Genomic DNA, 25,929 nt, shown 5'->3' with positions numbered 1-25,929 from the left:
CATGCCATACCGGCCACAGAATGGCCTGATCGCGACAATCTCAATCCAGTTCGCCTCGAAACCGTCCCAACTTGGCATCTAGACCCTGCGGCACCTCCTCCCACCTGGCAAGATGTCCCCCTCATTTATCAGATGATCTGAACATGTCGCGATTCACCACATCCCATCACGCTTCCCATGGATCACATCGATAGGCGGGTGGATCGGGCAGACGAAAGGTGCGGTGAACGGCGGTGGCGGCAGCAGCCGGCCAGGCGACCCCCAGGCCCGGTCCACCTCAGGTGAAACGCTGGTATCAGACGCGACCGTCCCCATTTCCCTGGGAGCAGACGGCCCTCGATCACATCAAGCAGCGGATGCCACTCACCGTTCCGCACTACGCCTGGGCGACCTTTTCCTTCACCGCCATGAGCGGCCGGATCAATGAGTGCGATCTCTTCATCGCCGTACCCCGCGGCCTGTATCTGGTCGAGCTGAAGGGGCACCCGGGCCGGGTCGTCAACAGCGGCGACACCTGGAGCTTCCACGCGCCCAACGGCCGGATCCGCACGATCCGCAATCCGTTACACCTCACCGACTTGAAGTCCAAAGAGCTCAAGTCCCGCCTCCAGGAAGCCGCCCGCGAGATCTGTCCGGGAGAACGGATCCCGCGCATCGACCCTGCTGTCTTCCTCTCCGATCCGCTGCTCGACAGCGAGCTGGACACGGTGCAGCGCACCCACGTGTACGGGCGTGATGGCTCTAGGACGGGGCTGCCCGGCATCTGGGACGACTTCCTAAGCCTCCCGCCGGAGCGCGAGCACTGGCGAATCACCGAGAACTTCGCCCGGCACCTCCCTGCTTTGATGAAGAAGATCGGGGTGCGAGCCTCCATGGCCCACCTCGACTTCGGCGACGGCTGGAAGCTCTCATCCCGCCCCTTGGATGCGGGCCCCACCTGGGAGGACCGGCTCGCGGAGCGCAAGGAGATGATCCACGAGGAGGGCAGGGTCCGGGTCTATCTCGTCGAACAGTTAGCGAGCGATGAGCAACGCCGCTCCGCCACCCGGGCCGCGGAGCGCGAGTACCAGGTGCTCCAGGGCATCGCTCACCGCGGCATCGCCCAGGCCGTCACCTTGCGCCAGCACCAGGGCGGTCCGGCGATCCTGTTCCGCCATCGTGAGAGCGATCTCCGTCTGGACAACTACCTTGCTGTGTATGGCGCGAAGCTGACCGACGCGGTACGCCGCGACATGGTCCGCCAGCTCGCCGAAGCCGTCCGCTACGCCCACCGCCGATCGCTCTACCACCGTGCGCTGGCCGCCCGTTCGGTGTACGTCAGCGCGCGAGAGAACGGCAGCAACCCCGTACTGCGAATCATCGACTGGCAGGCGTCCGCACGCGACTTCGACACCACCTCGCTGCGCTCGCTCGGTGGCTCCTCCTTCACCGGGGAGCACATCGAGGACGCCGCCCAGTGCTATCTCGCGCCTGAGACCGACGCCGACTTCCCTGACCCAGTGGACCTGGACGTCTTCGGTCTCGGAGCGGTCGCCCACCACATCCTGACGGGCATGCCGCCCGCCGAGACCCGTACCGCGCTCAAGGAGCGGCTGCAGGCCGACGGCGGGCTGCACATGTACGCGGTCAGCGACGCCGTCGACTCCGGTCTCGACGAGCTGGTTTACGCCGCCACCCGAGCCTCCGTCGACGAGCGCCTAGACTCCGCCGACGCGTTTCTCGCCCGGCTCGACGAGGCCGAGCAGACCCGTGCCGCGCAGGCCATCGCAGTGGAGGCCGACCTCCTCGACGCCACCCCCGGACAAGCAGTCGACGGCGACTGGACCGTGGAACGGGTGCTGGGCACGGGCGCCACCGCGCGCGCCCTGTACGTGACCCGCGTGAGCGAGGACGAACGTGGTCGGAGGGTGGAGGATGAGCGGGTCCTCAAAGTCGCTCTGGACGCGGAGAAAAACGAGCGCCTGACCTCCGAAGCGGCAGCCCTGCAGCAGATCAGCAGCGGCCGCATCGCGAAACTGTACGAGGGCCCGCGCACCCTCGCCGGCCGGACCGTACTCGCCCTGGAGTACGCGGGCCCCGAGACCCTGGGCCGACGGCTGCGCAGCCACGGGCCGCTGGGCTACGAGGAGTTGGCATCCTGCGGCGAGGACCTCTTCACCGCGCTGGACGACCTGGCGGCCAGAGGCATGCGCCACCGCGACCTCAAACCCGACAACCTTGGGATCAAGGTCAGGGAGGACGGCGAGCAGCAGCTGATGCTGTTCGATTTCTCCCTGGCTGCCGTCTCCGACCGGGACATCAAGGCGGGCACCCGCGGCTACCTCGACCCGTTCCTGGGTGACGCACGGCGCCCTGTGTACGACGACTACGCGGAGCGGTACGCGGCCGCCGTCGTCCTCCATGAAATGGCCGCCGCCGAGCGGCCGATCTGGGGCAACGGCACCGACGACCCGCTGACCGCCCTGGACGACGAAACACCGCTCCTCGCCTCCGACGCCTTCGTGGCCGTACTACGTCCGGGGCTTGTGACGTTCTTCGAGCGTGCGCTGCACCGGGACGTCAACCGCCGCTTCGAAACGCTGCGGCAGATGCGGGACGCCTGGCGGGCGATCTTCACCGCCGCCGACCGCACCCAGCCGCCTCCGCCGACGGACACCGTGTCGCTCACGGGGGTCGGAGGGCTACCTGAGGGGTTGTCCGAGGACGACATCCGGGATCTGTACGCGGAAAAGGCGAAGCTCTCCACCACCCTCAGGGACGCGGGGCTGACCGAGCGGGCTGCGGCGGTGGCCGAGGAACTCGGCGCGGTGACGGTCGGCGAGCTGCTCGACGTACCGCTGCCACGCTTCCGCAACAAGCGCGGGATCGGTGCGGTCGTGAAGAAGGAGCTCAACCGGCGGCACCGGCAGTGGACAGGGGCGCTCCGTCCGAAGAAACCCAAGGCCTCGACTGCCTTACCAGTGAAGCCTGTTGAGGCATTCGAGCCGGCCAGGTACGACAAGCTCGGCGCACACCACGAGGCCCGGCAGAACGTGGAACGGCTCGCGGCCCTCCTCAACCCGGAGCCAACGGGTCGCAAGGACAACAAGCGGCCGCAAGTGGTCTCGGCCTGGCTCGGGCTCGACGGCACATCGGAAATCGGTGCCTGGCCGACCAACCGCCAGGTCGCAGAGACGGTCAAAGCCTCTGAGTACACGGTCTCCAAGCACCTCGGCTCAGCCATCGGCGACTGGGCCGAGGCAGGCTGGATGGACGTCCTGCGCGGTGAGTTGGTCGACGCGGTTCGGGACGCCGGCCGTGTGATGACCGCCCGCGAGCTGGCCCGGGTACTCGCAGCCGGTCACGGCTCGGAGAGCGAGACCGGCGAGGGCACGGAGGCCGCCGCGCTCGCCGTCGTACGAGCGGCGGTGACCGCCGAGACACTGCTCACCGGCCGTGACGAGGAGCACGAGCCGCGACTCGCGCAGTTCCGGCGCCGGGGGCGGCTGATCGTGGCCCTGGAATCGCTGGACGGATCCGACGACCCAACATCGGACGAACTCGCCACGTACACCGTGGCGTTGGGCGACTCGGCCGAGAAGATCGCCGCCACCGATCCCCTTCCCGACCGGAGTGCGGCGCTGCGCGACCTGCGTGCCGTGAGTGCGCCCGAGGGCATGGACCCGCTGTCCGACGCCCGATTGGTCACACTCGCCGCCGCGGCCTCGGCCGGAGCGTCCGCCTCACCGCGTCTTGAGGTGTACCCCAAGACGCTGGTGCTGTGGCGGGCCCTGCAGATCTCGCAGGCCGCGGCGGGTGTACGCCGCGAGGCCGGCATCAGCCGGGACGGACTCCTGGCACGGTTGCGTTCCCGCTTCCCTGAGATGACGCTCGGCAAGCCCACGTATATCGAGGTCGAGGACGCGCTGCAAAAGGCCGGCTTCCCGCTGACGTACGACACCGCCGAGCAGCGTTTCAAGCCGCCGATACCCGTCACACCTGTGAGCAGCGGCAGCAGCTGGCTGTACTCGTCCTCCACGGGAACGGTGACTGCCGTCTCCCGGGCTCAGGCAGCAAGGGCGGGAGCCGGGCGGGATCCGGTGGCCCTGCTCGCTTCGAAGCTCAACTCCGCGGTACGGGAAGGCGGTTTCCTCGCGCTGAACGTTTCGGTCAGGCGGATGCGGAGCGAGAACGGATCAGTGGCGGAGGCGATCGCGAGCACGTTCCCCGTGGTGTCGGTGAATCTGGCACGAGTCTTCCTGAAGGAGTTCCGGCAACTGGCCACCGAGCACGGCACGGACTGGTCCAAAGTGTTGGGTGCGGACACCCGATACACCAGGAGCGGTGAACTGCCCGGCGGGCTGCGGTCGTTCGTGGTCCGTGTATGGCCCCGGGTCGCGGAGCGACTGGAGGAGGCGTCCGTGCGCGAGTCGGAAACGACTCTGTTCGTCCACTCATCCGGACTCCTCGGTCACTACTACTCGGCTGGTGGACACGAACTGCTGGTAGGGCTCCAGCGGGAGGCCCGCAGACCGGACGGCCGACCGCACGGGCTGTGGCTGCTCGCTCCTTCCCACAATCCGCACGGCGCACCGGAACTGGACGGACACACGGTGGAGGTCACCGGCGGCGACGCGGAACGCGTGGTGCTGACCGAGGACTTCCTCAAGAACTTGGCTGCACATCAAGGGGGATCAGCGCAGTGAGCACGCGTGGCAGTGGTGGCGGTGGCAAGGACGGCTTGCTGAAGGACCTGCGCAAGCAGGTCTTCGTCCTGGAGGAGGACTTACGGGCGCGCAGCGACTCGGTGGAGTTGTACCGGGAGCGGCTGAGTGACGAATACGGGAAAGCCTACGAAGCCGGGCGTACGGCGGCCACGTACGAGGCATGGCGTGACGAGCGGGTCACGCAGGTCGCGGCGGCATGGGTGCTCGGCTGCGTCTTCGTACGCTTCTGCGAGGACAACGGCCTCATAGCCCGGCCCTGGTTATCGGGCCTGGGTGAACGCCTCAAGGACGCGGAGGACCACGACGCGGCGTTCTTCGCCGCGCACCCGGAGAAGAACGACCGCGACTGGATCATCGCGGCATTCGACCACCTGGCGGGGACCAACCCGACGGTAGCGGGCCTCTTCGACCGGGCACACAACCCACTATGGGAGATCGAGCCCTCGTACGAGGCGGCCACGGGGCTGCTGAAGTTCTGGCGCCGAGTCGGCGCCGACGGCGAGATCGTCCACTCCTTCGTGGACCCCACCCTGGACACACGCTTCCTGGGCGACCTGTACCAAGACCTGAGCGAGCACGCCCGGAAGACATACGCCTTGCTCCAAACCCCGGTCTTCGTCGAGGAGTTCATCCTCGACCTGACGCTGGAACCGGCGGTGGCGGAGTTCGGGCTTGATCACGTTGTGAAGATCCGCGACGGGCGTGGCAGCGTACGTGAACTCCCGGCGGGACTGAGGGCGATCGATCCAGCGTGCGGGTCTGGGCACTTCCTGCTGGGGATGTTCGAGCGGCTACTGGAGAAATGGCGGGACACCGACAAGGTAGCGGGCGAGTGGACGCTGATCCGACGCGCGCTGGCCTCGGTCCACGGTTGCGACAAGAACCCGTTCGCCGTGGCGATCGCCCGGTTCCGGCTACTGGTAGCGGTACTGAAGGAGGCGGGCAAGCGGCGGCTGGACGCACTAGGCGAGTTCCCGATCAACATCGCGGTGGCCGACTCGTTGCTGCACGGACGGGGCGCTCCGAAACGGGAGAGCGAAGACCTGTTCTCCTCGCAGGAGGTCTTCCACTACCGCACCGAAGACATCGAGGACTACGCGCAGCGGTGCGACCTGCTGACACGGGACTCATATCACGTGGTCGTAGGGAACCCGCCGTATATCACTGTCAAGGACAGCCAAGAGAAACTGAACTACCGAGTTTACGAATCCTGCTCACGTCAATATGCTCTTTCAGTTCCCTTCGCCGAGCGACTCTTTCAGCTCGCAATTCGCACGGGAGGGTCCGACCAGGCTGCAGGCTACGTCGGCCAGATCACAGCGAACTCCTTCATGAAGCGAGAGTTCGGCGTGAAGTTGATTGAAGATTTCTTCAACTCGAAAGTTAACCTTACGCATGTAATAGACACATCAGGCGCCTACATTCCGGGTCATGGAACGCCAACGGTCATCCTGATCGGGAGAAATCACTTCCCAGCGCAGATGAATCCCGTTCGGGCCGTACTGGGAGTCCGCGGCGAGCCATCCCAGCCACCTATCGCAGAAGACGGTTTAGTCTGGGCCGCCATTACGGACCAAGTCGACAAACCTGGCAGCGACTCCGAATGGGTCTCCGCCACCGATGCCGCACGTAGACAGTTCGCGAAACATCCTTGGTCTCTCAGCGGGGGAGGCGCCTCCGGGCTCACTACCCAGATCAACGCATCCGCACCAAGGAAACTTACGTCCGAGACTCGGAACATCGGCTTCTGCGCAGTAACCCGTGAAGACGACGCCTACATGATCGGGCTCCCGACAGCTATCCGCAAGGAAATACCGTCTACGGACACTCGCCCCTTGCTCGGAGGGAATTCGGTTCGCGATTGGGCGATCGAAACAGGAACCCAATCAATCTTCCCTTATACAACCAATGGTGAAACTGCCGAGATTGACACTGCCACAGAACGAGTCCTTTGGCCGAATCGACACCTACTCAAGCTGCGTCGAGCATTATCGGGGACACAAGAGGAGCAAGGGCTCACATGGTTCGAGTACTCTAGTTTCTCTCCGGCCCGCTACTCGGCAAAATTCTTGATAACCTTCTCCTTCGTTTCAACTCACCCTCACTTCTCTCTGCGTAGGAATTCTGAGGTGTTCATTCGTAGCGCGCCAGTGCTCAAACTGCCAGAGGGAGCAAGCGAGCGAGAACATTGGGCCTTGCTCGGGCTGCTCAATTCGTCGACGGCGTGCTTCTGGCTCAAGCAGGTCAGCCATGATAAAGGAAGCCAAGGGATCAACGAGGGCTTCAAGTCACAGGAGTGGGAACGCTTTTACGAGTTTACCGGGACCAAACTCCAAAATCTCCCCCTGCCCGCCCAACTCCCCCTTCACCTCAGCCGCTCTCTCGATACCCTCGCCCAGGAACTCGCCACCCACGAACCTTCTACCATCCGCACCGCCGACGAGCCGCCCACCCGAACCCGTCTCGACGCTGCCCACACCGCCTGGACACGTACCCTCCAGCGCATGATCGCACTTCAGGAGGAGCTCGACTGGGAGGTCTACCACTCCTACGGGCTCCTCACCGACGCCGAGAAGGCCCGCCTCACCACCCCCTCCCCCGCACTCACCGCCATCCCCCAAGTCAAACTCGGAGAACGTGCCTTCGAGATCGTGCTCGCGCGCAAGCAAGCCGCCGGGGAGTTGGAAACCGCCTGGTTCGACCGCCACCGCTCCACCCCCGTCACCGAAATTCCACCCCCCTGGCCAGCCTGGTACCAGGCCATCGTCCAAGCCCGCATAGACACCATCTCCACCCGCCGCGACCTCGCCCTCATCGAACGCCCCGAGTGCAAACGCCGCTGGGCCACCGGCCCGTGGGACAAGCGCGAAAAGGCCGCCCTCCGCACCTGGCTACTCGACCGCTGCGAGGACAAGTCCCTCTGGTTCCACATCCTCAACGACTTCGTGCAACCCCGTACTCTCTCCATCGCTCAGCTCGCCGATGAACTCGAAAAGCTGCCCGATGCGAAAGCCATCCTCAACACGGCCCGCCTCTACGCCACCCACCTCGGCAAACCGAACCTCTCCCTCACCCAGGTCCTGGCAGACGTAGTCGACGCCGAGCACGTCCCCTACCTCGCCGCGTACCGGTACAAGGACACCGGTCTGCGAAAGCGGGCGCAGTGGGAGGAGGTATGGGAGCAGCAGCGCGAGGAGGACCGTACCGGGGAACGGCTCGACATACCCGTACCGCCGAAGTACACCTCCGCGGACTTCACCAAGCAGTCCTACTGGTCAAACCGGGGAAAGCTCGACGTACCCAAGGAGCGCTTCGTGTCCTATCCGGACGCGAGCCCCGACTCCGACCCGACCCTCCTCCTCGGCTGGGCGGGCTGGGACCAGCGCGACCAGGCGAGCGCGCTGCTGAACCTCGTCAGTGACCGCCGCAAGCAACAGGACTGGCCGACCGAGCGGCTCGTACCGCTGCTCGCCGGGATCGCGGAGCTCATGCCGTGGCTACGGCAGTGGTTCGGAGAGGTCGACGAGGAGTGGGGCGAGGAGTCGGCCGCCGAGGAGTTCCAGAGCTTCCTGGACGGGGAGTTGGCGAGCGCACAGCTCACCCCGGCCACTCTCGGCGACTGGCGTCCGGTGAAGAAGACCCGGGCGCGTAAGGCGACAGTCACGGCAGTGAAGACGAAGACGACAGCGGTCACGACCGAGATGGTGGAAGACGATGAGTAACGGCAGCGGCGAGCTGTACCTCCGCGACGTACTGGACCTATCCGAGGTGGTCCGTGCCGGGTCGTTCAAGATCGAGCTGTCCGGTGGCTTCGACGAGACCGCCAAGCGCGTGGCCGAGTACGTGGTCACCCCGCAGCTGGAACAGGCACTGCGTCGTGCACTGAAGATCGTCGAGGCATCCGTCCGGGCGGGCTCGTCCGACGCCACCTATCTGCACGGCTCCTTCGGCTCCGGCAAGAGCCACTTCATGACCGTGCTGCACGCGATCCTCTCGAACGACCCGGCTGCTCGCGCCAAGCCCACACTCCAGCCGATCATCGCAGATCATGACGCGTGGCTGCGGGACCGGAAGTTCCTGATGGTGCCGTTCCACCTCGTCGGCGCGACCGACCTCGACTCGGCGATTCTCGGCGGCTACGTCCGTACAGTCCGGCGGTTACACCCGGACGCGCCGGTTCCGTCGGTCTACCGGGCTGACGCGATGTTCGACGACGCCCGCCGCCAGCGGGAGTTCTTCGCCGACGACGAGCAGTTCGTCCGCTGGCTCGGCAATCCCGCGCTGCCCAAGGAGGAGAGGGCATCCGCCCAGCAGACCCCAGCGGCCGACGACGAGGACGACCTGATCGACCTCGACGTCAAGGAGGCTCCGGAGACCTGGTCCCCGGCTCTCCTCGACCAAGCCCTCGCCGCCTCCCCCGATCCGAAGGTCCGCGAATGGCTGGCGTCCGCGCTGCTGTCCGGTCCGTACTCCTCGTACTCCCGTGGCGCTCTCGGCGCGAAGAACGCCTTCCTGCCGCTGGAGAACGGCCTGGACATCATCAGCCGGCACGCCAAGTCCCTCGGCTATGACGGTCTGATCCTCTTCCTCGACGAACTGATCCTCTGGCTCCAGGCGCATCTGCGTGAACGGACCTTCGTCAACGACGAGGTCAACAAGCTGGTCAAGCTGATCGAGTCGGGCACGGGCGGCCGCGCGCTGCCCGTCATCTCCTTCATCTCCCGCCAGCGCGACCTGTCCGAGCTGATCGGTTCCGATGCGGTCGGTGCCGAGGCCAAGAACCTCGAACAGCAGGTCAAGTATCTGGCAGGGCGTATCGATCCGATCAGTCTGGAGGACCGCAATCTCCCCGAGATCATCAAGGAGCGCGTCCTCAAGCCGAAGGACGACGCCGCGAAGGCCGCCCTCGAAGCGGCCTTCGCCCGGATCGAGACCTCGAACCAGTCAGTGCGCGACGTACTTCTCGACGCCAATGGCGTCACCCACGCCGACTGGACGGACTTCAAGGCGCTCTACCCGGTCTCGCCCGTCCTCCTCAACGTCCTGGTGGCCCTCTCCGGCGCACTCCAGCGCGAGCGCACCGGTCTCAAGCTGCTCCAGCAGATGCTCTACCGGCGGCGCGAGGACATGAAGGTCGGCGAGCTGATCCCGCTGGGCGACCTGTGGGACGTACTGGCCGAGGGAATGGGCGAGGCGTTCACCGACCGACTGCGCAGCGAGGCCGAGGCGGCGACCCGTTTCCACGGCAAGGTGAAGGATCACCTGCTGGAGAAGTACGGGTCCGCCGAAGACGCCAAGTACAAGGCCGACGAACGCTTCGTCAAGACGATGCTGCTCGCCTATCTCGCACCCGAGGTGCCGGCTCTCGCCCGGCTGACCGGGCCGCGGCTGAACGCGCTGAACCACGGGTCGATCCGCTCGCGCACCGGTCAGGAGGACCGGATCGTGGTCAGGCGGATGCAGGAGCTCCAGGCGCAGTTCCCGGGAGAACTGCGCAGCGACGGCCACGAGTTGGATCCGGTGTTCACGCTGCATCTGTCCGATCTGGATGTGGAGCCGATCCTGGACAGCGTCGGGGAGAAGGACACCCTCGGGGCACGCAAGCGGTGGGTGCAGGAGTGGCTGTGGCGGGAGTTGAAGATCGCCGACAACGGCACACTCGTCGCCGACCGTGAGATCGTCTGGCACGGAACGCGCCGGACCGCAGAGTTCGTCTTCGAGAACGTACGGGATGCTCAGGTCCTGCCCGACGCGCAGTTCGAGCCGTCCGCTCCGGACCGGATCCGCCTGGTCATCGACTACCCCTTCGACGAGGACGAGAAAGTCGCACCCAGCGCGGGCGAGAACCGGGTCTACCGTCTGCAGCGGGAGAAGCCGGACGCGGCGACCGTCGTCTGGCTGCCATCCTTCGTCTCCAGCCAGCGGGGTACCCAGCTCGGCCGCCTGCTGAAGATCAACTACCTGCTCGATCGTGATCGGTTGAAGGACTTCGCGACCCATCTGGGCTCCGACGACCAGGTGCGGGTGCGGCACCAGCTGGAGGCGCAGCGCGAGACCCTCGTCGCACAGCTGGGGCAGGTCCTGCATCAGGCGTATGGGATCGCCAGGGCCAACGAGAGCGACCTGGGCGCCCAGGTCACCGAGGGCAAGAACGTCCACGCGCTGTACGCCGGGCACACTCCGCAGCTCCAGGGCGGCGGGGCCTTCGAGTACAACCTGCTGAAGCTCGCCGACGGGCTGCTGGACACGATGTATCCCAAGCACCCGAACTTCGACCGTCAGGAGAGCCGCAAGCCGGTAACGGCCGCGAAGTTCAAGATGACGTACGGCTGGATCGTCAAGGCCATGGACGACAACTCACGTCGGGTCGTCGTCGACAGCCGAGACCTTGGTGATGTGGCACGGATCGTGCACCCGCTGGAGCTGGGCGAGGTACACGACGGGCCGCTGAATGTCTCCACGGACTGGCGTCGGCACATCGACCAGCAGGCGGGCAAGCACGGCGCGAAGGGCGACTTCGGGGTCGAGGACATCCGCACCTGGATCGCCGAGCTGGGCTGGACGGGGCTGGACAAACTGGTCTCCAACCTGGTGATCGCGACCTATGCCCTGCTCGCGGACCGTTCCTGGGTCTACCGCGACAAGGCCGAGACGGCACCCGCGCTGGATCAGTTAGGCCCCGGCTGGGCGCTGCGGGCACAGGAACGGCCCAGCGAGGAGGAGTACACCAGGGCGCACGAGCGGGCCGCCGCGCTGTTCGGCACGAGCGTGCCGACGGTCCTGTTCACCCGTAACGTCAACGCGCTCGCGACAGATGTCCGCACCAAGGCGGAGGCCCGCGAGAACGCCGTCAACGGGCTGCGGCGGGCTCTGGCCCGCTACCGTTCCGCCCTCGGCATCACCGACGAGGCACCGACCGCCCGCGAGCAGTCGGTGCGGGACGCGGCCGACCTCCTCGCACGGATCAAACAGACTCCGGAGGCGACACCACTCGCCCGGGACCTGGCGGCGGCGACGTATGCGAGCACGTACTTCGAGCTGGGCAAGGTGATTTCCTCGGCCCAAGAGGTGCTGGACGCGCTGGAGGGCACCGACTGGGAACTGATCGACAGCGTACGGAAGTACACGGGCCGCGGGGACGGCCTCGCCGACCGGTCCGAGCGACTGCTCGCGGAGATCGCGGACGCTGCGTCGAGGAACGAGTACGACACCAGCCTGAAGCCGGTCCTCAACGGGGCACGCGGTCAGGCGGTGGCTCTGATAAACGAAGCGGCCCGGCTGAGCACTGTCGCACCTGTGCCGTCTCCTCCCCCGCCGACCGTGACGCCCGCTGTGAACTCCCCCGGCTCCGGCACCGTTCACAGCGGCGGCAGCCCGACCACGGACGACCAGCCATCGCTGCCCTCCCCGCCCAGTACCGCAACACCCGCTACCGCAACGGCGGCCGCTCGGCGCTCTCGGCGGGTGAAGGCCGCAGCGGGCGGGAGCGCGCTGGAGCTGGAGCACCGTCTTAACCAGGCTCTCACTGACGTACAGGACCAGATTCGCGAATACGCCACCGCACATCCGGACATCGATATCGCGATCAACTGGCAGCCGTTGGACGGCGAGCAAGGTGACGGCTCCGGCCTGCCCGGCGGTGATCTCTGATGGGAGCCCTCGTGCCCGCACTCGACCAGCGGGTCATCACCGGACTGCTCACCACCCGACTGGCCCGCACCAAGGGCCGGCGGCTGCTGCTGGTGCACGGGAAGTACGCGGCGGGTGGCCCCGAGGAGTTCAGCGTGCCGGCTGGCGACGGGACCCGACGCAAGGTCCGGGTCACCCATGCCTCCTCGGTGCTCGGACTCACCGACGCCTGGCAGGCCCATCTGGGCGCCGACGCCGCGGACTTGCTGGTGGTCACCACGGATGTGCCCGGGGAACGGATCAGTCTCGATCTGCTAGGCGAGATGGTGCGCTCGCAGATCATCGCCGTCGACGAGGCCGATATCGTCAAGCAGCTCTTCGGTGCCGCCGACCTCGACCCGCGGATACGGCGCGACCCGTGGCTGTGGCTGCCGGCCGCGCTGATCGACGCCGAGCCCGATGCGGCGCAGGGCGGCTGGCCACAGCACGGAGCCGTGCTCACCCTGGACGCGGCGATGCGTGCGTTGGTCGGGGTGCGGCTCGGGCTTGAGGGTGTCTTCGAGGACGGGGCGTCGGTGGACGTCGACGCTCTGCTGGCCTGGTCCCGTAAGCCGGGCGGGCCCGAGCGCCTCGCCATGCTGTCGGAGGCCGAACGCCGGGGCATCACCGAATGGCTGGCACAGAGTGCGGGAGAGGCCGCGCCCGTGCTGCTGCGGCTCGCACTCCAGGGACGGGGGGCCGAAGCCACCGCGCTGGGTGTGCTGGCGTCCGTCATGGCCGGGGACACGGCGTCGGCCGACGCGGCTGTGGCACTGGGCTCGGTGTTCGGGCGGGGCTCCCGGCCCTCCGAACTGCGCGCCTACGCACGGGCGGTGGAAGGCACCCTGACCCGCTGGATCGGCGAGGCCTCGGGGCGGGGTCCCCAGAGCGAGGAGGCCCTGCAGCGGGTTGTCGATGTGCTGCACCAGGCTGACCTGCTGGCGGACAGCGCCCATTTGACTACCTCACTGACCGGCAACCCCTTTCTTCCATCCGGTTTCCAGGCGCGGCTGCAGGGCCTGGCCGACGCCCTGTCCGCAGGGCCGCAGGCCGCTCAAGCGGCCTGGGAGCATGTGGCGGAGCATCAACTCGCCGCTGTCCTCTACCCGGAACGGGTCGAGCTCGCGCGCATGGCGGTACGGCTGCTCCGCTGGCTGGACACACCGGAACCGGCCGTGTCCTCGGTCGGCCAGGCTGTGTGCGCGCATGTCGCCGACTGGGGGTGGGTGGACCGGACGCTGGCACAGCTATGGGTGGGTGACGGGGACGCCGAACCCGCGCTGGCACAGGCGTACCGCATGGTGCACGACGCGGCACGACGACGGCGGGCCTCGATCGACGAGGCTTTCGCGGCTCAGCTCGTGCCGTGGGTCCAGTGCACCACCGCAGGGCAGCCCGGTGGCGCACTGCCCATCGAGGACGTCCTGCGGACGATCGCACTGCCTCTGGCGAAGGTGCGGCCGCCGCTGGTGCTCGTCGTGGACGGGATGAGCAGCGCGATCGCGGCCCAGCTCGGCGAGGAGCTGACCGGCGCCGGGCGGTGGAGCGAACTGTCCGGCGCGGGGCGGCGGGCCGCCGCCGTCGCGATGATCCCTTCGGTGACGGCGATCAGCCGGGCCACCTTGCTGTGCGGACGGCCGGTGTCGGGCGGTCAGAGCATGGAGAAGGAGGGGTTCGCCGCCTTCTGGAAGGAGCACCGGCACGCGGCGGTCCTCTTTCACAAGAGCGAGATTCCCGGGCCGACCGGGCAACTGATCGATCCACGGCTGGTCGCCGCGATCGCATCGGACGACGTGGTCGGCGTCGTACTGGACACGATCGGCGAGAGTCTCGATCACGGACAGCGGAGCGCGCTCGCCGACTGGTCGGTGAACCGGGTGAAGTACCTCACCGAGCTCCTCAACCACGCGCGCGGGCAAGGGCGTCCGGTCGTGCTGGTGTCCGGCCACGGGCATGTGCTGGACCGGACCGGACCGGAAGCCGAGCAGTCGATCGCCGAGGGTGTGGAGGCAGCGCGCTGGCGTACGGGGACGACGGCCGGTGAAGGCGAGGTCACGCTGGCCGGGCCCCGGGTACTGGAGAACGGCGGCCGGGTCACGGTGCCTTGGTTGGAAGGGATCCGCTACACCCCGCGCAAGGCCGGGTACCACGGTGGTGCCACGCTCGCCGAGATGACGGTACCGGTGCTGGTCCTGGCGCCGTCGGCCGAGTTGGCACCTGCTGAGTGGAACGAGCTGCCACGCGAGTCCGTACAGCCGTCGTGGTGGGATCCTGAGGCCACGTCCACGCCCGTGCCCATCCCCGTCAAGCCGGTGAAGAAGGCGGCGAAGGCCAGGCCGAAACCCCGGCCTCAGGAAGGCGAGCTCTTCGCCGACGATGCGGTCGAGGTGCCTGCCGCCGCCCCACCGGCGGAATCGGACGTACTCACCCTCGGCCGGCGGATCCTCGACACCACGATCTACAGACATCAGCGCAAGTTCGTCCGCAAGCCGCCGGAGCACAAAGTGGTCGCCGCCGTCATCGACGCACTCGACCATGCGGGCGGCACACTCTCGCTCGCGGCGGTCGCTGCGGCCGCCCTCGGCTCGGGTGGGCGTACGAACACCCGGCCCGAGGGCCTTGTGACCGTGCTGACGCGGCTGTTGAACATTGAGGGCTACGAGGTCATCAGTCTGATCGACTCCCGGACCAGGGTCCGGCTCAACCGTGAGACGCTGCGTGAGCAGTTCGAGCTGTCCGAGGAGAGTGTGTGAGCGCCGCGTCCGTCAGCGCCGCCCGCCGCCGCGAGGTCATCGACGCACTGCGGCGCGGCACCGTGCCGAAGTCAGGGCTCGACCTCTTCGCGGTCGGTCTGGAGCGTTTCACGCCCGCGCTGGACGAGCGGATCTCCACAATCGCGTCGGGCAGTGCGTCCTTCCACGCGATCCGCGGGGAGTACGGGTCGGGCAAGACCTTCTTCGCACGCTGGCTCGCCGAACGGGCCAAGCGGGCCGGGCTCGCCACCGCCGAGATCCAGATCTCCGAGTCGGAGACCCCGCTGCACAAGCTGGAGACCGTCTACCGTCGACTCACCGAGCGGCTGACCACCGCGACCGAACCCGCCAGTGCGCTGCGCTCGGTGGTCGATGGTTGGTTCTACACCCTTGAAGAAGAAGTGGACGAGTCACATCCCGAACTCGCCGAGGACAACGAGGCGGTGGAGACTGCGATCGAGGACCTGCTGGAGGAACGACTGCGCGCGGTCGCCCAGACCACGCCGGCGTTCTCAGCGGCTCTGCGCGGCTACCGCAAGGCCACGCTCGGCGGGGACTCGGCGACGGCCGAGGCTGTGATCGCCTGGCTCGGCGGCCAGAAGTCGGTGGCCGCCTCCGCGCGACGAACCGCCGGGGTACGCGGCGATCTGGACCACTTCGCGGCGCTCGGTTTCCTCCAGGGTCTGCTCACCGTACTGAAGGACTGTGGGCATCCCGGGCTCCTGGTGGTGCTGGACGAGATCGAGACCTTGCAGCGGGTCCGGGGCGACGTACGTGAGAAGGGGCTGAACGCACTGCGTCAACTTCTCGACGAGATCGACGCGGGCCGCTTTCCCGGACTCTTCCTGGTGATCACCGGAACCCCCGCCTTCTACGACGGACAGCAGGGCATACAGCGACTGCCGCCGCTCGCCCAGCGGCTGGCGACCGACTTCTCGACCGATCCGCGCTTCGACTCACCGCGGGCGGTCCAGCTGCGACTGACCGGCTTCGATCTCGTTCGACTCGGCGAACTCGGCTGTTCCGTAAGGAACTTGTACGCGGGTGCGGCCAAGCACCCTGAGCGCATCGAGGCACGGGTCGATGATGCGTATGTCGCCGAGCTGGCCACCGCTATGACAAGCAAGCTCGGCGGGCGGGCCGGGATCGCCCCACGGCTGTTCTTGCGCAAGCTGGTCGCGGACGTACTGGACCGGGTCGACGAATTCGACGACTTCGACCCACGCAAGCACTACGCGCTGACAGTGAACGCCACTGAGTTGAGCGAGGTCGAACGCAACGCGGCAGCAGGCAGCGCCGACGAGATCGAGCTGGAGCTGCCATGACCGGCGCCCCCGAACCACTCGACCGGTTACATCCCGGACTGGTCCATCACATCGTCAACACCCTGGGATGGCCCGAGCTCCGCCCTCTCCAGGAGGAGGCCGTCGAGCCGCTGCTCGACGGCTCGGACGCTGTCCTTCTGGCCCCGACCGCCGGCGGGAAGACCGAGGCCGCCTCCTTCCCGCTGCTTTCGAAGATGGCGCACGAGAACTGGACCGGCACCTCGGTGTTGTATGTCTGTCCGCTGAAGGCGCTGCTGAACAACCTTCTGCCGCGCCTGGAGACGTACACCTCCTGGCTGGGGCGGACCGCCGCACTGTGGCACGGAGACGTGTCGCAACCGCGCCGCAAGAAGATCCTGCGGGAGCGGCCGGACGTACTGCTTACCACACCGGAATCGCTGGAAGCGATGCTCGTCAGCACCAATGTCGATCACCGGGCGTTCTTCTCCGGACTGCGGGCTATCGTTGTCGACGAGGTGCACGTCTTTGCGGGCGACGACCGAGGATGGCACCTGCTGGCCGTACTCGAGCGCCTGCAACGGGTCGTGGGGCGACCGGTACAGCGCATCGGTCTTTCCGCGACCGTGGGCAACCCGGACCAGCTGCTCACCTGGCTGCAGGGCTCGGGAAGCGGGCACCGCCCGGCGTGGGTCATTGCCCCGCACCTGCGTGAGAAATCCCCTCCACTGCCACCGCCCGGTGATATCCAGGTCGACTATGTGGGCTCTCTGGAGAACGCGGCCACGGTGATCGCGGGCCTGCACCACGGCGAGAAACGGCTGGTGTTCTGCGAGTCGCGCCGACAGGTCGAGAAGCTCGGAGAGAGCCTGCGGGCCAAGGGCGTGACCGCGTTCCTGTCCCACGCGTCCCTGTCGGTGGACGAACGGCGGCGGGCCGAGGAAGCCTTCGCTGAAGCGCGTGACTGCGTGATCGTCTCGACCAGCACCCTGGAACTCGGCATCGACGTAGGCGACCTGGACCGCGTCATCCAGATCGACGCACCCGCCACCGTGGCCTCATTCCTCCAGCGTCTTGGCCGGACGGGCCGACGACCGGGCTCCACCCGCAACTGCCTGTTCCTCACCGTCGACGAGGACGGGCTGATCGGTGCGGCAGCCCTGCTGCTTCTGTGGTCGCGCGGCTGGGTGGAACCAGTGGTAGCACCGCCGGAACCCCGGCACATCGTCGCCCAACAGGTACTGGCCCTCTGCTTGCAGGAACATCGGGTGGGAGACCGGCTGTGGCAGGAGTGGTGGGGAGGGCTCGGCTCCTTCGGGACTCCTGCCGAGCCCGTCGTGCGCCACCTGATCGAGGAAGGGTTCCTGGACCGGGACGGGGGAATGCTGTTCATCGGCCCAGAGGCGGAACGCCGTTTCGGCTTCCGGCACTTCATGGACCTCACCGCGGTGTTCACCGCGGCTCCGGAGTTCACGGTGCTCTCGGGCCGCACCGAGATCGGCACAACCAATCCCGCGCTGCTGACCGAAGAGGTGGCTGGTCCTCGGCGCCTGCTCCTAGCCGGACAGAGCTGGCAGGTGACGTACATCGACTGGTCCCGTCGGCGGTGCTTCGTCGAGCCGGTCGACGACGGCGGCAAAGCGCGCTGGGGAGGAGCAGGTGCAGGCCGGACCGCCTCCTACGAACTGACCCGTGCGGCCCGGGAAGTGCTCCTCGGCACCGACCCGCCGGTCATGCTCACCGGGCGCGCCGTGACCGCTCTCGCCGAGGCACGCGAGAGCAGCTCCGAGCTGGTCCACCCCGGCGGGACGGTGGTCATAAAGGGCGGGCGCGACACCAACGTGCGCTGGTGGACCTGGGCCGGCTACCGGGCCAACGCCACTCTGGCCGCCACGCTCACCACGATCGCCGATCCCCTCCAAAGGCCGACGGACGTCTACGTCCGACTTCGCGAGGACGTAACACCTGAGGAATGGAGGAAGGCCATTGCGGAGGCCGGCGATCAACTGTGCCTTCCCGCAGTGGACGCACGGGCACTGTACGGCCTCAAGTTCAGCGCCGCACTGCCGACCCGGCTCGCGGAGGCCACTCTTGCCGCGCGGCTCGCGGATCTGGAGGGTGCGACGGCTGCGCTCAGGGAACCGACCGGGTTCACAGTCCTGGGGAAGTGACGTAGGCGTCCATCAACGACACCGGCAGACCAACGCAGTGGACCGGCACCAGGAGATCAGGCTCGCACGTCTCGCTGCTGAACTTCCTTGAGCACTGCAGCCACTGTCACGAAGTCATTGTCCACATGAAGGACAGTATGCCCGTGGCTGACTGCTGTCGCACACACCAACAGGTCGATCGCTCCAGCCGCGCGGTGCTGGCCCCGCTGGGTCAGTTTGTACTGGGCGGTGTCGACCCACCGCCAGGCGTTCTTTGGAACCGGAGAGAGCAAGCAGAGCGCGTCCAGTTCCTCTGCGAGCTCCTCCCGATGGGACGGGCTGGTTGCCGAGTAGAGAAATTCGGCCCGTGTCGGCTCGCAGAGGTGGAACACCCCGGCGGCAATGTGCCCCTCCCAGGGACGCAACGCACCTGGCGTACGGAACAGGTGCCACAGAGCCGAGGTGTCCACCAGATACGTGATCACTCGAAGGCCTCGCGGCGCGCACGCTTCTCCGCGTCACGCGCCGCCGCGGCCTGCTCGAACTCACCCCGCGCACCCCGCGCGGCCAGCTTCTCCGCAGCCTCAAGCCGCTTGATCCGCGCCACGTAGTCCCGCAGGGCCGTGTTGACGGTCTCCTTCTTCGTCGTGACACCCATCAGCCGCATGGCCTCGGCCAGCGCCTCGTCGTCGAGATCGATCTGCGTGACGGACATCGGGCACCTCCAACATCCACGATGTATACATCCAAGATACATCACCAACATCGAGCGCGGCCATCGATCACAAACAGACCATGCGAGGGAGGCGCGCCGGGTGTCATGACGTTCACATGGGCCCGCTTCTCACTGCGGGGCGAGCCGACAGAGGCCTGCCCGCCGCCGACACGAAATACTCCATAAGCGCCATGCCCGACTTAACCGGAATCGGCGTCCAGAATTTGTCCAGACGATCATGAAATCATGATCACCACCGGGTCGCCAGGACCCTCACACTCTCGCCCCGACCGGGAAAGTGCCTGGTCAGAACGGTTCTGCTCGCACAGCGAGTAGTGGGGCGGGTGGGACTCGAACCCACGGCCGACGGATTATGAGTCCGCTGCTCTAACCGGCTGAGCTACCGCCCCATAGCGGCGTGTCGCGTACAAGTGTGCGCGCCGTCTGCCGCAGCATAGCCGCTCATACGATCTCCTGCTTCGGATGGTCGGCGTCTGCGGTCGTACCCGACCTTGAGGACATCAGTGCAGGCCCGGCGGTTCCCGCGGGCATGAAAAAGGACCCCACCAGGGGTCCTCGTTCAGCATGCTCCCCCGACTGGACTCGAACCAGTAACCTGCCGGTTAACAGCCGGCTGCTCTGCCAATTGAGCTACGGAGGACCGAGCTCCCCCGACTGGACTCGAACCAGTAACCTGCCGGTTAACAGCCGGCTGCTCTGCCAATTGAGCTACGGAGGAATGCCTCGTTGCATCGAACGTGCCTACCTGGGTATTCGCCAGGGGGCGCTCGCTCGCTGCGACACATACATTAGCGCAAGCAGGGGGGTGCTCCGCCAATCGGTTCCCCCCACGAGACTCCCGCACCAGGGAAGGGTGGCCGCCATGCGCTACAAGCTCACGTTCGTCGTCGGGCTCGCTCTGGGTTACGTGCTCGGTACCAGGGCCGGACGCGAGCGCTACGAGCAGCTGAAGAAGTCCGCCCGCCAGGTCGCCCAGAACCCCGCGGTCCGCAACACGGCGGAGACCGCCGCCCAGCAGAGCCGCGAGATCGCCGGCAAGGCCTTCCACTCGGTCAGCGCAAAGGTCGGCGACCGCATGCCCGACTCGGTGGCCGCCCGGGTCCGCTCCCTGCGCGAGCGCAGCCAGGCCGACGGCGCGGACGACTGGGGCACCAGCAACACGTAGGTCCACTTTTCAAGACGCCCCCGGCTGCAACCCCCTAGGGGCGCGGGGCTATATCGATTTGCGGCTCCGCCGCGTGGGCGCGACCAGCCCCGACGCACCCGCACCCGAAACACGGCCCCCACCCGAACGGCGCCCGTCGGCCAAACCACAGCGGAGCGTGCGGCAGAATTTCGGGCATGGGGATAGTCGCCGGGTTGGACAGCTCACCCGATTTCACTCGCATCGTGGTCTGCGACACGGACACGGGCGCGGTGCTCCGCCAGGGATACGCACCGCATCCGGTCGAGACGCCGGACGGCGCGGCGCGCCCCAGTGACGTCGACCCGCAGGCCTGGCTGCTGTCGCTCGGGGAGGCGGCCGGCGGCGGCCTCCTGGAGGGCGTGCAGGCCATCGGTGTCTCCGCGCAGCAGAACGCGGTGGTCCCGCTGGACGCCCAGGGCAACACGGTCCGCCCGGCGATGGTCGGCGGCGACAAGCGCGCCCAGGTCGCGGCCGCCGATCTGATCGACGCGCTCGGCGGGCGCGAGGCCTGGGCCCAGGCCGTGGGGTGCGTGCCGCAGGCGGCCCAGCCGGTCACCAAGCTGCGCTGGCTGGCGAAGACCGAGCCGGAGAACGCCCGGCGGACCGCCGTACTGCTGCAGGCCCATGACTGGCTGGTGTGGCAGCTGCTGGGGCGGCCGGTCAGGAGGACCACCGACCGGGGCGGGGCGTCCGGGACCGGGTACTGGTCGGCGGCCACCGGCGGTTACCGGCCCGATCTCGTCGAACTCGCCCTGGGGCACCAGGTGATGCTGCCCGAGGTGATCGGGCCCTCCGACGCGGCCGGTACGACCCCGGAGGGGCTGCTGATCTCCGCCGGGACCGGCGAGACCATGGCCGCCGCCTTCGGGCTCGGGCTCGGGTTCGGGGACGCCGTCGTGTCGCTGGGCGCCTCGGGGTCCGTGATGGCCGTGCATCCGGAGGCCCTCGCCGAACCCTCCGGCATGATCACCTCGCTCGCCGACGCCACCGGCATGCACCTGCCGGTCGTCACCACGCTCAACGCCGTACGGACCCTGCGCGGTACCGCCGAGCTGCTCGGGCTGTCCGATCTGGAGAGCCTGTCCGATCTGGCGATGAAGTCGACGCCCGGCTCGCACGGCCTGGTCATGCTGCCCTACCTGGAGGGCGAGCGGACGCCGAACCTGCCGCACACCGCCGGGACGCTGGCCGGGCTGCGGCGGGAGTCGATGAAGGCCGAGCATCTCGCGCGGGCCTCGTTCGAGGGCATGCTGTGCGGGCTCGCCGACGCCCTCGACGTGCTGCGCGGCCGCGGGGTGGAGGTGCGGCGGATCTTCCTGCTCGGCGGGGCCGCCGAGCTGCCGGCCGTGCAGGCGGCGGCGCCGATGCTGTTCGGCGCGCAGGTCGTCGTACCGCAGCCGGCGGACTACGCGGCGATCGGGGCGGCCCGGCAGGCGGCCTGGGCGCTCGGGGTGTCGCAGGGCACGCTGGACCCGCGTACGCCGCCGGTGTGGCAGGGTCCGGCGGCGCAGGTGCTGGACCCCGGGGACGAACTGGCCGTAGGGCAGGCGGTGCGGCAGCAGTACGTGTCGGTGCGCGAACAGACCCATCCGGGGGCGTTTCGGGCGTAAGGGTGCGCCCCCGGTGCCTCAAGGCATCCGCTCTCGGGTTAATCGGTTGAGGTAACGCGGGTGGAGTGTCGGACGATAGGGGCCTAGGGCAAGCGTCCCGCCCATCGCGGCGGGCCGGCGAGCCCACCCCACCGCCGACTCCGAGAGACGTAGCGTGCTCATACGACTTCTGCGGACCTATCTCAGGCCCTACAAGAAACCCATCTCCATCCTGGTGCTGCTGCAGTTCCTGCAGACCTGCGCCACTCTCTATCTGCCCACGCTCAACGCGCACATCATCGACAACGGCGTCGTGAAGGGTGACACGGATTACATCCTGTCCTTCGGCGCCCTGATGATCGGTATCTCGCTGGCTCAGGTGGTGTGCAACATCGGTGCCGTGTACTACGGCGCCAGGACCGCGTCGGCGCTCGGCCGGGATGTGCGGGCCGCCGTCTTCGACCGGGTGCAGTCCTTCTCCTCACGTGAGGTCGGTCACTTCGGGGCGCCCTCACTCATCACCCGTACGACGAACGACGTACAGCAGGTCCAGATGCTGGTCCTGATGACGTTCACGCTGATGGTGTCGGCGCCCATCATGTGCGTCGGCGGCATCGTGCTCGCCCTCGGCCTGGACGTTCCGCTGTCCGGGGTGCTGGTCGCCGTCGTACCCGTGCTGGGGATCAGCGTGACGCTGATCGTGCGGCGGCTGCGGCCGCTGTTCCGGGCCATGCAGGTGCGGCTCGACACGGTGAACCGGGTGCTGCGCGAGCAGATCACCGGCAACCGGGTGATCCGCGCCTTCGTCCGCGACGAGTACGAGCAGGGCCGGTTCGGCAAGTCCAACCAGGACCTCACCGAGATGCAGCTGGCCACCGGCAACATGCTCGCGCTGATGTTCCCGATCGTCATGACGACGGTGAACGTCTCGTCGATCGCGGTCGTGTGGTTCGGTGCCCATCGCATCGACAGCGGCCAGATGGCGATCGGCGATCTGACCGCCTTCCTCGCCTACCTCATGCAGATCGTGATGTCCGTGATGATGGCCACCTTCATGTTCATGATGGTGCCGCGCGCGGAGGTCTGCGCCGAGCGCATCGAGGAGGTCCTGGACACCGAGTCCAGCGTCGTCCCGCCGAGCGCGCCGGTGATCGAGCTGCGCCGGCACGGGCATCTGGAGATCCGGGGCGCCGGCTTCTGCTATCCGGGTGCCGAGGAGCCGGTGCTCAAGGCCGTCGACCTGGTGGCCCGGCCCGGCGAGGTGACCGCCGTGATCGGCTCCACCGGCAGCGGCAAGTCCACCCTGCTCGGCCTGGTGGCGCGTCTCTTCGACACCACGGAGGGTCAGGTCCTGGTGGACGGCGAGGAGGTCGCCGGGCTCGACCCGAAGCTGCTCGCGAAGACGGTGGGCCTGGTGCCGCAGAAGCCGTACCTGTTCGCGGGGACCGTGGCGACCAACCTGCGCTACGGCAACCCGGACGCCACCGACGAGGAGCTGTGGCACGCGCTGGAGGTGGCGCAGGCCAAGGGCTTCGTCGAGAAGCTGGAGGGCGGCCTCAACGCGCCCATCGCGCAGGGCGGTACGAATGTCTCCGGCGGCCAGCGCCAGCGGCTCGCCATCGCCCGTACGCTCGTGCAGCGCCCGGAGATCTACCTCTTCGACGACTCCTTCTCCGCCCTCGACTACGCGACCGACGCGGCCCTGCGCGCCGCGCTCGCCCGGGAGACCGCCGAGGCGACCGTCGTCATCGTCGCCCAGCGGGTGGCGACCATCAGGGAGGCCGACCGGATCGTCGTCCTCGACGAGGGACGGGTCGTCGGCACCGGCCGGCACCACGAACTCATGGCCGACAACGAGACCTACCGGGAGATCGTGCTCTCCCAGCTGACGGAAGCGGAGGCTGCCTGATGGCCGGGCCCATGGGACGCATGATGGCCGGGGGCGGCCCCGACCAGCGCTCGATGGACTTCAAGAACTCGGGCAAACGGCTCCTCGCCCGGTTCAAACCCGAACAGCTCACGATCTATGTGCTGCTGTTCTGCGTGGTGGTCAGCGTCACCCTCAACGTGATCGGCCCCAAGATCCTCGGCCGGGCCACCGACCTGGTCTTCGCCGGTGTCATCGGCAAGCAGATGCCCGCCGGGGCCACCAAGGACCAGGTCCTCCAGGGCATGCGCGAGCGGGGCCAGACCACGGTCGCCGACATGCTCAAGGGCACCGACTTCACGCCCGGCAAGGGCATCGACTTCGGCCAGGTCGGCAACGTCCTGCTCTTCGCGCTCTGTACGTACCTCGCGGCCGGCCTCCTGATGGCGGTGGCGACCCGCCTCGTCAACCGGGCCGTCAACCGCACGATGTACCGGATGCGCGAGGACGTCCAGGCGAAGCTCTCCCGCCTCCCGCTGTCGTACTTCGACAAGCGGCAGCGCGGCGAGGTGCTCTCCCGGGCGACCAACGACATCGACAACATCGGCCAGACGCTCCAGCAGTCGATGGGCCAGCTCATCAACTCGGTGCTGACCATCGTCGGCGTACTCGCGGTGATGTTCTGGGTCTCCTGGATCCTCGCCCTGGTGGCCCTGGTCACCGTGCCGCTGTCCTTCGTGGTCGCCACCCGCATCGGCAAGCGCTCGCAGCCGCACTTCGTGCAGCAGTGGCGCTCCACCGGCAAGCTGAACGCCCACGTCGAGGAGATGTACACCGGGCACACCCTGGTGAAGGTGTTCGGCCGGCAGGAGGAGTCGGCGAAGCAGTTCGCCGAGCAGAACGACGCGCTGTACGAGGCCGGGTTCAAGGCGCAGTTCAACAGCGGTGTGATGCAGCCGCTGATGATGTTCGTGTCGAACCTGAACTACGTGCTGGTGGCGGTCGTCGGCGGTCTGCGGGTGGCTTCGGGCGCTCTCTCGATCGGTGACGTCCAGGCCTTCATCCAGTACTCCCGGCAGTTCTCGATGCCGCTGACCCAGGTCGCCTCCATGGCCAACCTGGTGCAGTCCGGTGTCGCCTCCGCCGAGCGGATCTTCGAACTCCTCGACGCGGAGGAGCAGGAGGCCGACCCGATGCCGGGCGAGCGCCCCGCCGAACTGCGCGGCCGGGTCGCCCTGGAGCACGTCTCCTTCCGCTACGACCCGGAGAAGCCGCTGATCGAGGACCTCTCGCTCACGGTCGAACCGGGCCACACGGTCGCCATCGTCGGCCCGACCGGCGCCGGCAAGACGACGCTGGTCAACCTCCTCATGCGGTTCTACGACGTCTCCGGCGGCCGGATCACCCTCGACGGCGTCGACATCACCCGTATGTCCCGGGACGAACTCCGGGCCGGGATCGGCATGGTGCTCCAGGACACCTGGCTGTTCGGCGGCACGATCGCGGAGAACATCGCGTACGGCGCCTCGCGCGAGGTCACGCGGGGCGAGATCGAGGAGGCGGCACGGGCGGCCCACGCCGACCGGTTCGTCCGCACCCTCCCCGACGGCTACGACACCGTGATCGACGACGAGGGCACGGGCGTCAGCGCCGGTGAGAAGCAGCTCATCACCATCGCGCGGGCGTTCCTGTCCGACCCGACGATCCTCGTCCTCGACGAGGCGACGTCGTCCGTCGACACCCGCACGGAGGTCCTGATCCAGAAGGCGATGGCCAAACTCGCGGACGGCCGCACGTCGTTCGTGATCGCGCACCGGTTGTCCACGATCCGCGACGCGGACACGATCCTGGTGATGGAGAACGGTTCCATCGTCGAACAGGGCGCGCACGCGGACCTGTTGGCGGCGGACGGCGCGTACGCGCGGCTGTACAAGGCGCAGTTCGCCCAGGCGGTGGCCGAGGTGGACTAGCCGAGAGGGGGCCGCTGAAAG

Annotated in this window: 12 protein-coding genes and 3 tRNA genes; 10 read left to right on the top strand and 5 right to left on the bottom strand. The window is 67.7% G+C overall.

The window, feature by feature from the left end; all coding sequences use genetic code 11:
• Positions 1–233: 233 nt before the first annotated feature.
• The 6 genes from pglW to AB0D85_RS22170 are packed head-to-tail and all read left to right on the top strand — an operon-like array spanning position 234 to position 18,581.
• The gene (gene pglW, locus AB0D85_RS22195; RefSeq protein WP_362322686.1) at positions 234–4,685 is read left to right on the top strand and encodes a BREX system serine/threonine kinase PglW; all 4,452 of its coding nucleotides are present in this window, start codon (positions 234–236) and stop codon (positions 4,683–4,685) included.
• Complete coding sequence (gene pglX / locus AB0D85_RS22190) at positions 4,682–8,428, top strand: BREX-2 system adenine-specific DNA-methyltransferase PglX (RefSeq protein WP_362322684.1); 3,747 nt, start codon at positions 4,682–4,684, stop codon at positions 8,426–8,428. Before pglW ends, pglX begins: the two co-directional genes overlap by 4 nt.
• Complete coding sequence (locus tag AB0D85_RS22185) at positions 8,421–12,356, top strand: PglY protein (RefSeq protein ID WP_362322682.1); 3,936 nt, start codon at positions 8,421–8,423, stop codon at positions 12,354–12,356. The genes pglX and AB0D85_RS22185 overlap by 8 nt, the downstream gene beginning before the upstream one ends.
• Before the next feature lie 11 nt (positions 12,357–12,367).
• The gene (gene pglZ / locus AB0D85_RS22180) at positions 12,368–15,127 is read left to right on the top strand and encodes a BREX-2 system phosphatase PglZ (protein ID WP_362322680.1); all 2,760 of its coding nucleotides are present in this window, start codon (positions 12,368–12,370) and stop codon (positions 15,125–15,127) included.
• Positions 15,124–16,452, top strand: a complete 1,329-nt coding sequence (gene brxD, locus AB0D85_RS22175; RefSeq protein ID WP_362322678.1) for a BREX system ATP-binding protein BrxD — start codon at positions 15,124–15,126, stop codon at positions 16,450–16,452. Before pglZ ends, brxD begins: the two co-directional genes overlap by 4 nt.
• Positions 16,449–18,581 carry a DEAD/DEAH box helicase gene (locus AB0D85_RS22170; protein ID WP_362322676.1) on the top strand — a complete coding sequence of 711 codons (2,133 nt, stop codon included), beginning with the start codon at positions 16,449–16,451 and terminating at the stop codon, positions 18,579–18,581. Before brxD ends, AB0D85_RS22170 begins: the two co-directional genes overlap by 4 nt.
• Positions 18,582–18,637: 56 nt before the next feature.
• Here AB0D85_RS22170 and AB0D85_RS22165 read toward each other — a convergent pair whose 3' ends face one another.
• From AB0D85_RS22165 to AB0D85_RS22145, 5 genes are all read right to left on the bottom strand, one after another.
• Positions 18,638–19,045, bottom strand: coding sequence for a PIN domain nuclease (locus AB0D85_RS22165; RefSeq protein WP_362322674.1), 408 nt, complete (start codon positions 19,043–19,045; stop codon positions 18,638–18,640).
• A complete protein-coding gene (locus tag AB0D85_RS22160) occupies positions 19,042–19,275 on the bottom strand; it encodes a type II toxin-antitoxin system VapB family antitoxin (protein WP_362322672.1) in 234 nt (77 codons plus the stop codon). Before AB0D85_RS22160 ends, AB0D85_RS22165 begins: the two co-directional genes overlap by 4 nt.
• 336 nt (positions 19,276–19,611) lie before the next feature.
• Positions 19,612–19,685: transfer RNA gene (locus tag AB0D85_RS22155), tRNA-Ile, on the bottom strand.
• A 178-nt stretch (positions 19,686–19,863) separates the two neighbouring features.
• Positions 19,864–19,936: transfer RNA gene (locus AB0D85_RS22150), tRNA-Asn, on the bottom strand.
• A 5-nt stretch (positions 19,937–19,941) separates the two neighbouring features.
• Positions 19,942–20,014: transfer RNA gene (locus tag AB0D85_RS22145), tRNA-Asn, on the bottom strand.
• A 144-nt stretch (positions 20,015–20,158) separates the two neighbouring features.
• Here AB0D85_RS22145 and AB0D85_RS22140 point away from each other — a divergent pair.
• The 4 genes from AB0D85_RS22140 (at position 20,159) to AB0D85_RS22125 (ending at position 25,908) form a co-directional block, all read left to right on the top strand.
• On the top strand, positions 20,159–20,461 hold the full coding sequence (locus tag AB0D85_RS22140) for a YtxH domain-containing protein (RefSeq protein ID WP_362322670.1): 303 nt from the start codon (positions 20,159–20,161) through the stop codon (positions 20,459–20,461).
• A gap of 176 nt (positions 20,462–20,637) precedes the next feature.
• Complete coding sequence (locus tag AB0D85_RS22135; RefSeq protein ID WP_362322668.1) at positions 20,638–22,092, top strand: FGGY family carbohydrate kinase; 1,455 nt, start codon at positions 20,638–20,640, stop codon at positions 22,090–22,092.
• Positions 22,093–22,246: 154 nt separating this feature from the next.
• Positions 22,247–23,980 carry an ABC transporter ATP-binding protein gene (locus tag AB0D85_RS22130; protein ID WP_362322666.1) on the top strand — a complete coding sequence of 578 codons (1,734 nt, stop codon included), beginning with the start codon at positions 22,247–22,249 and terminating at the stop codon, positions 23,978–23,980.
• Positions 23,980–25,908 (top strand): ABC transporter ATP-binding protein, encoded by a 1,929-nt coding sequence (locus AB0D85_RS22125; RefSeq protein ID WP_362322664.1) that lies wholly within the window; start codon positions 23,980–23,982, stop codon positions 25,906–25,908. Before AB0D85_RS22130 ends, AB0D85_RS22125 begins: the two co-directional genes overlap by 1 nt.
• Positions 25,909–25,929 lie beyond the last annotated feature (21 nt).

It is taken from the genome of Streptomyces sp. NPDC048277 (genome assembly GCF_040652235.1).
Classification (GTDB): domain Bacteria; phylum Actinomycetota; class Actinomycetes; order Streptomycetales; family Streptomycetaceae; genus Streptomyces.
This window is presented reverse-complemented; position numbering and strand designations above follow the sequence as displayed.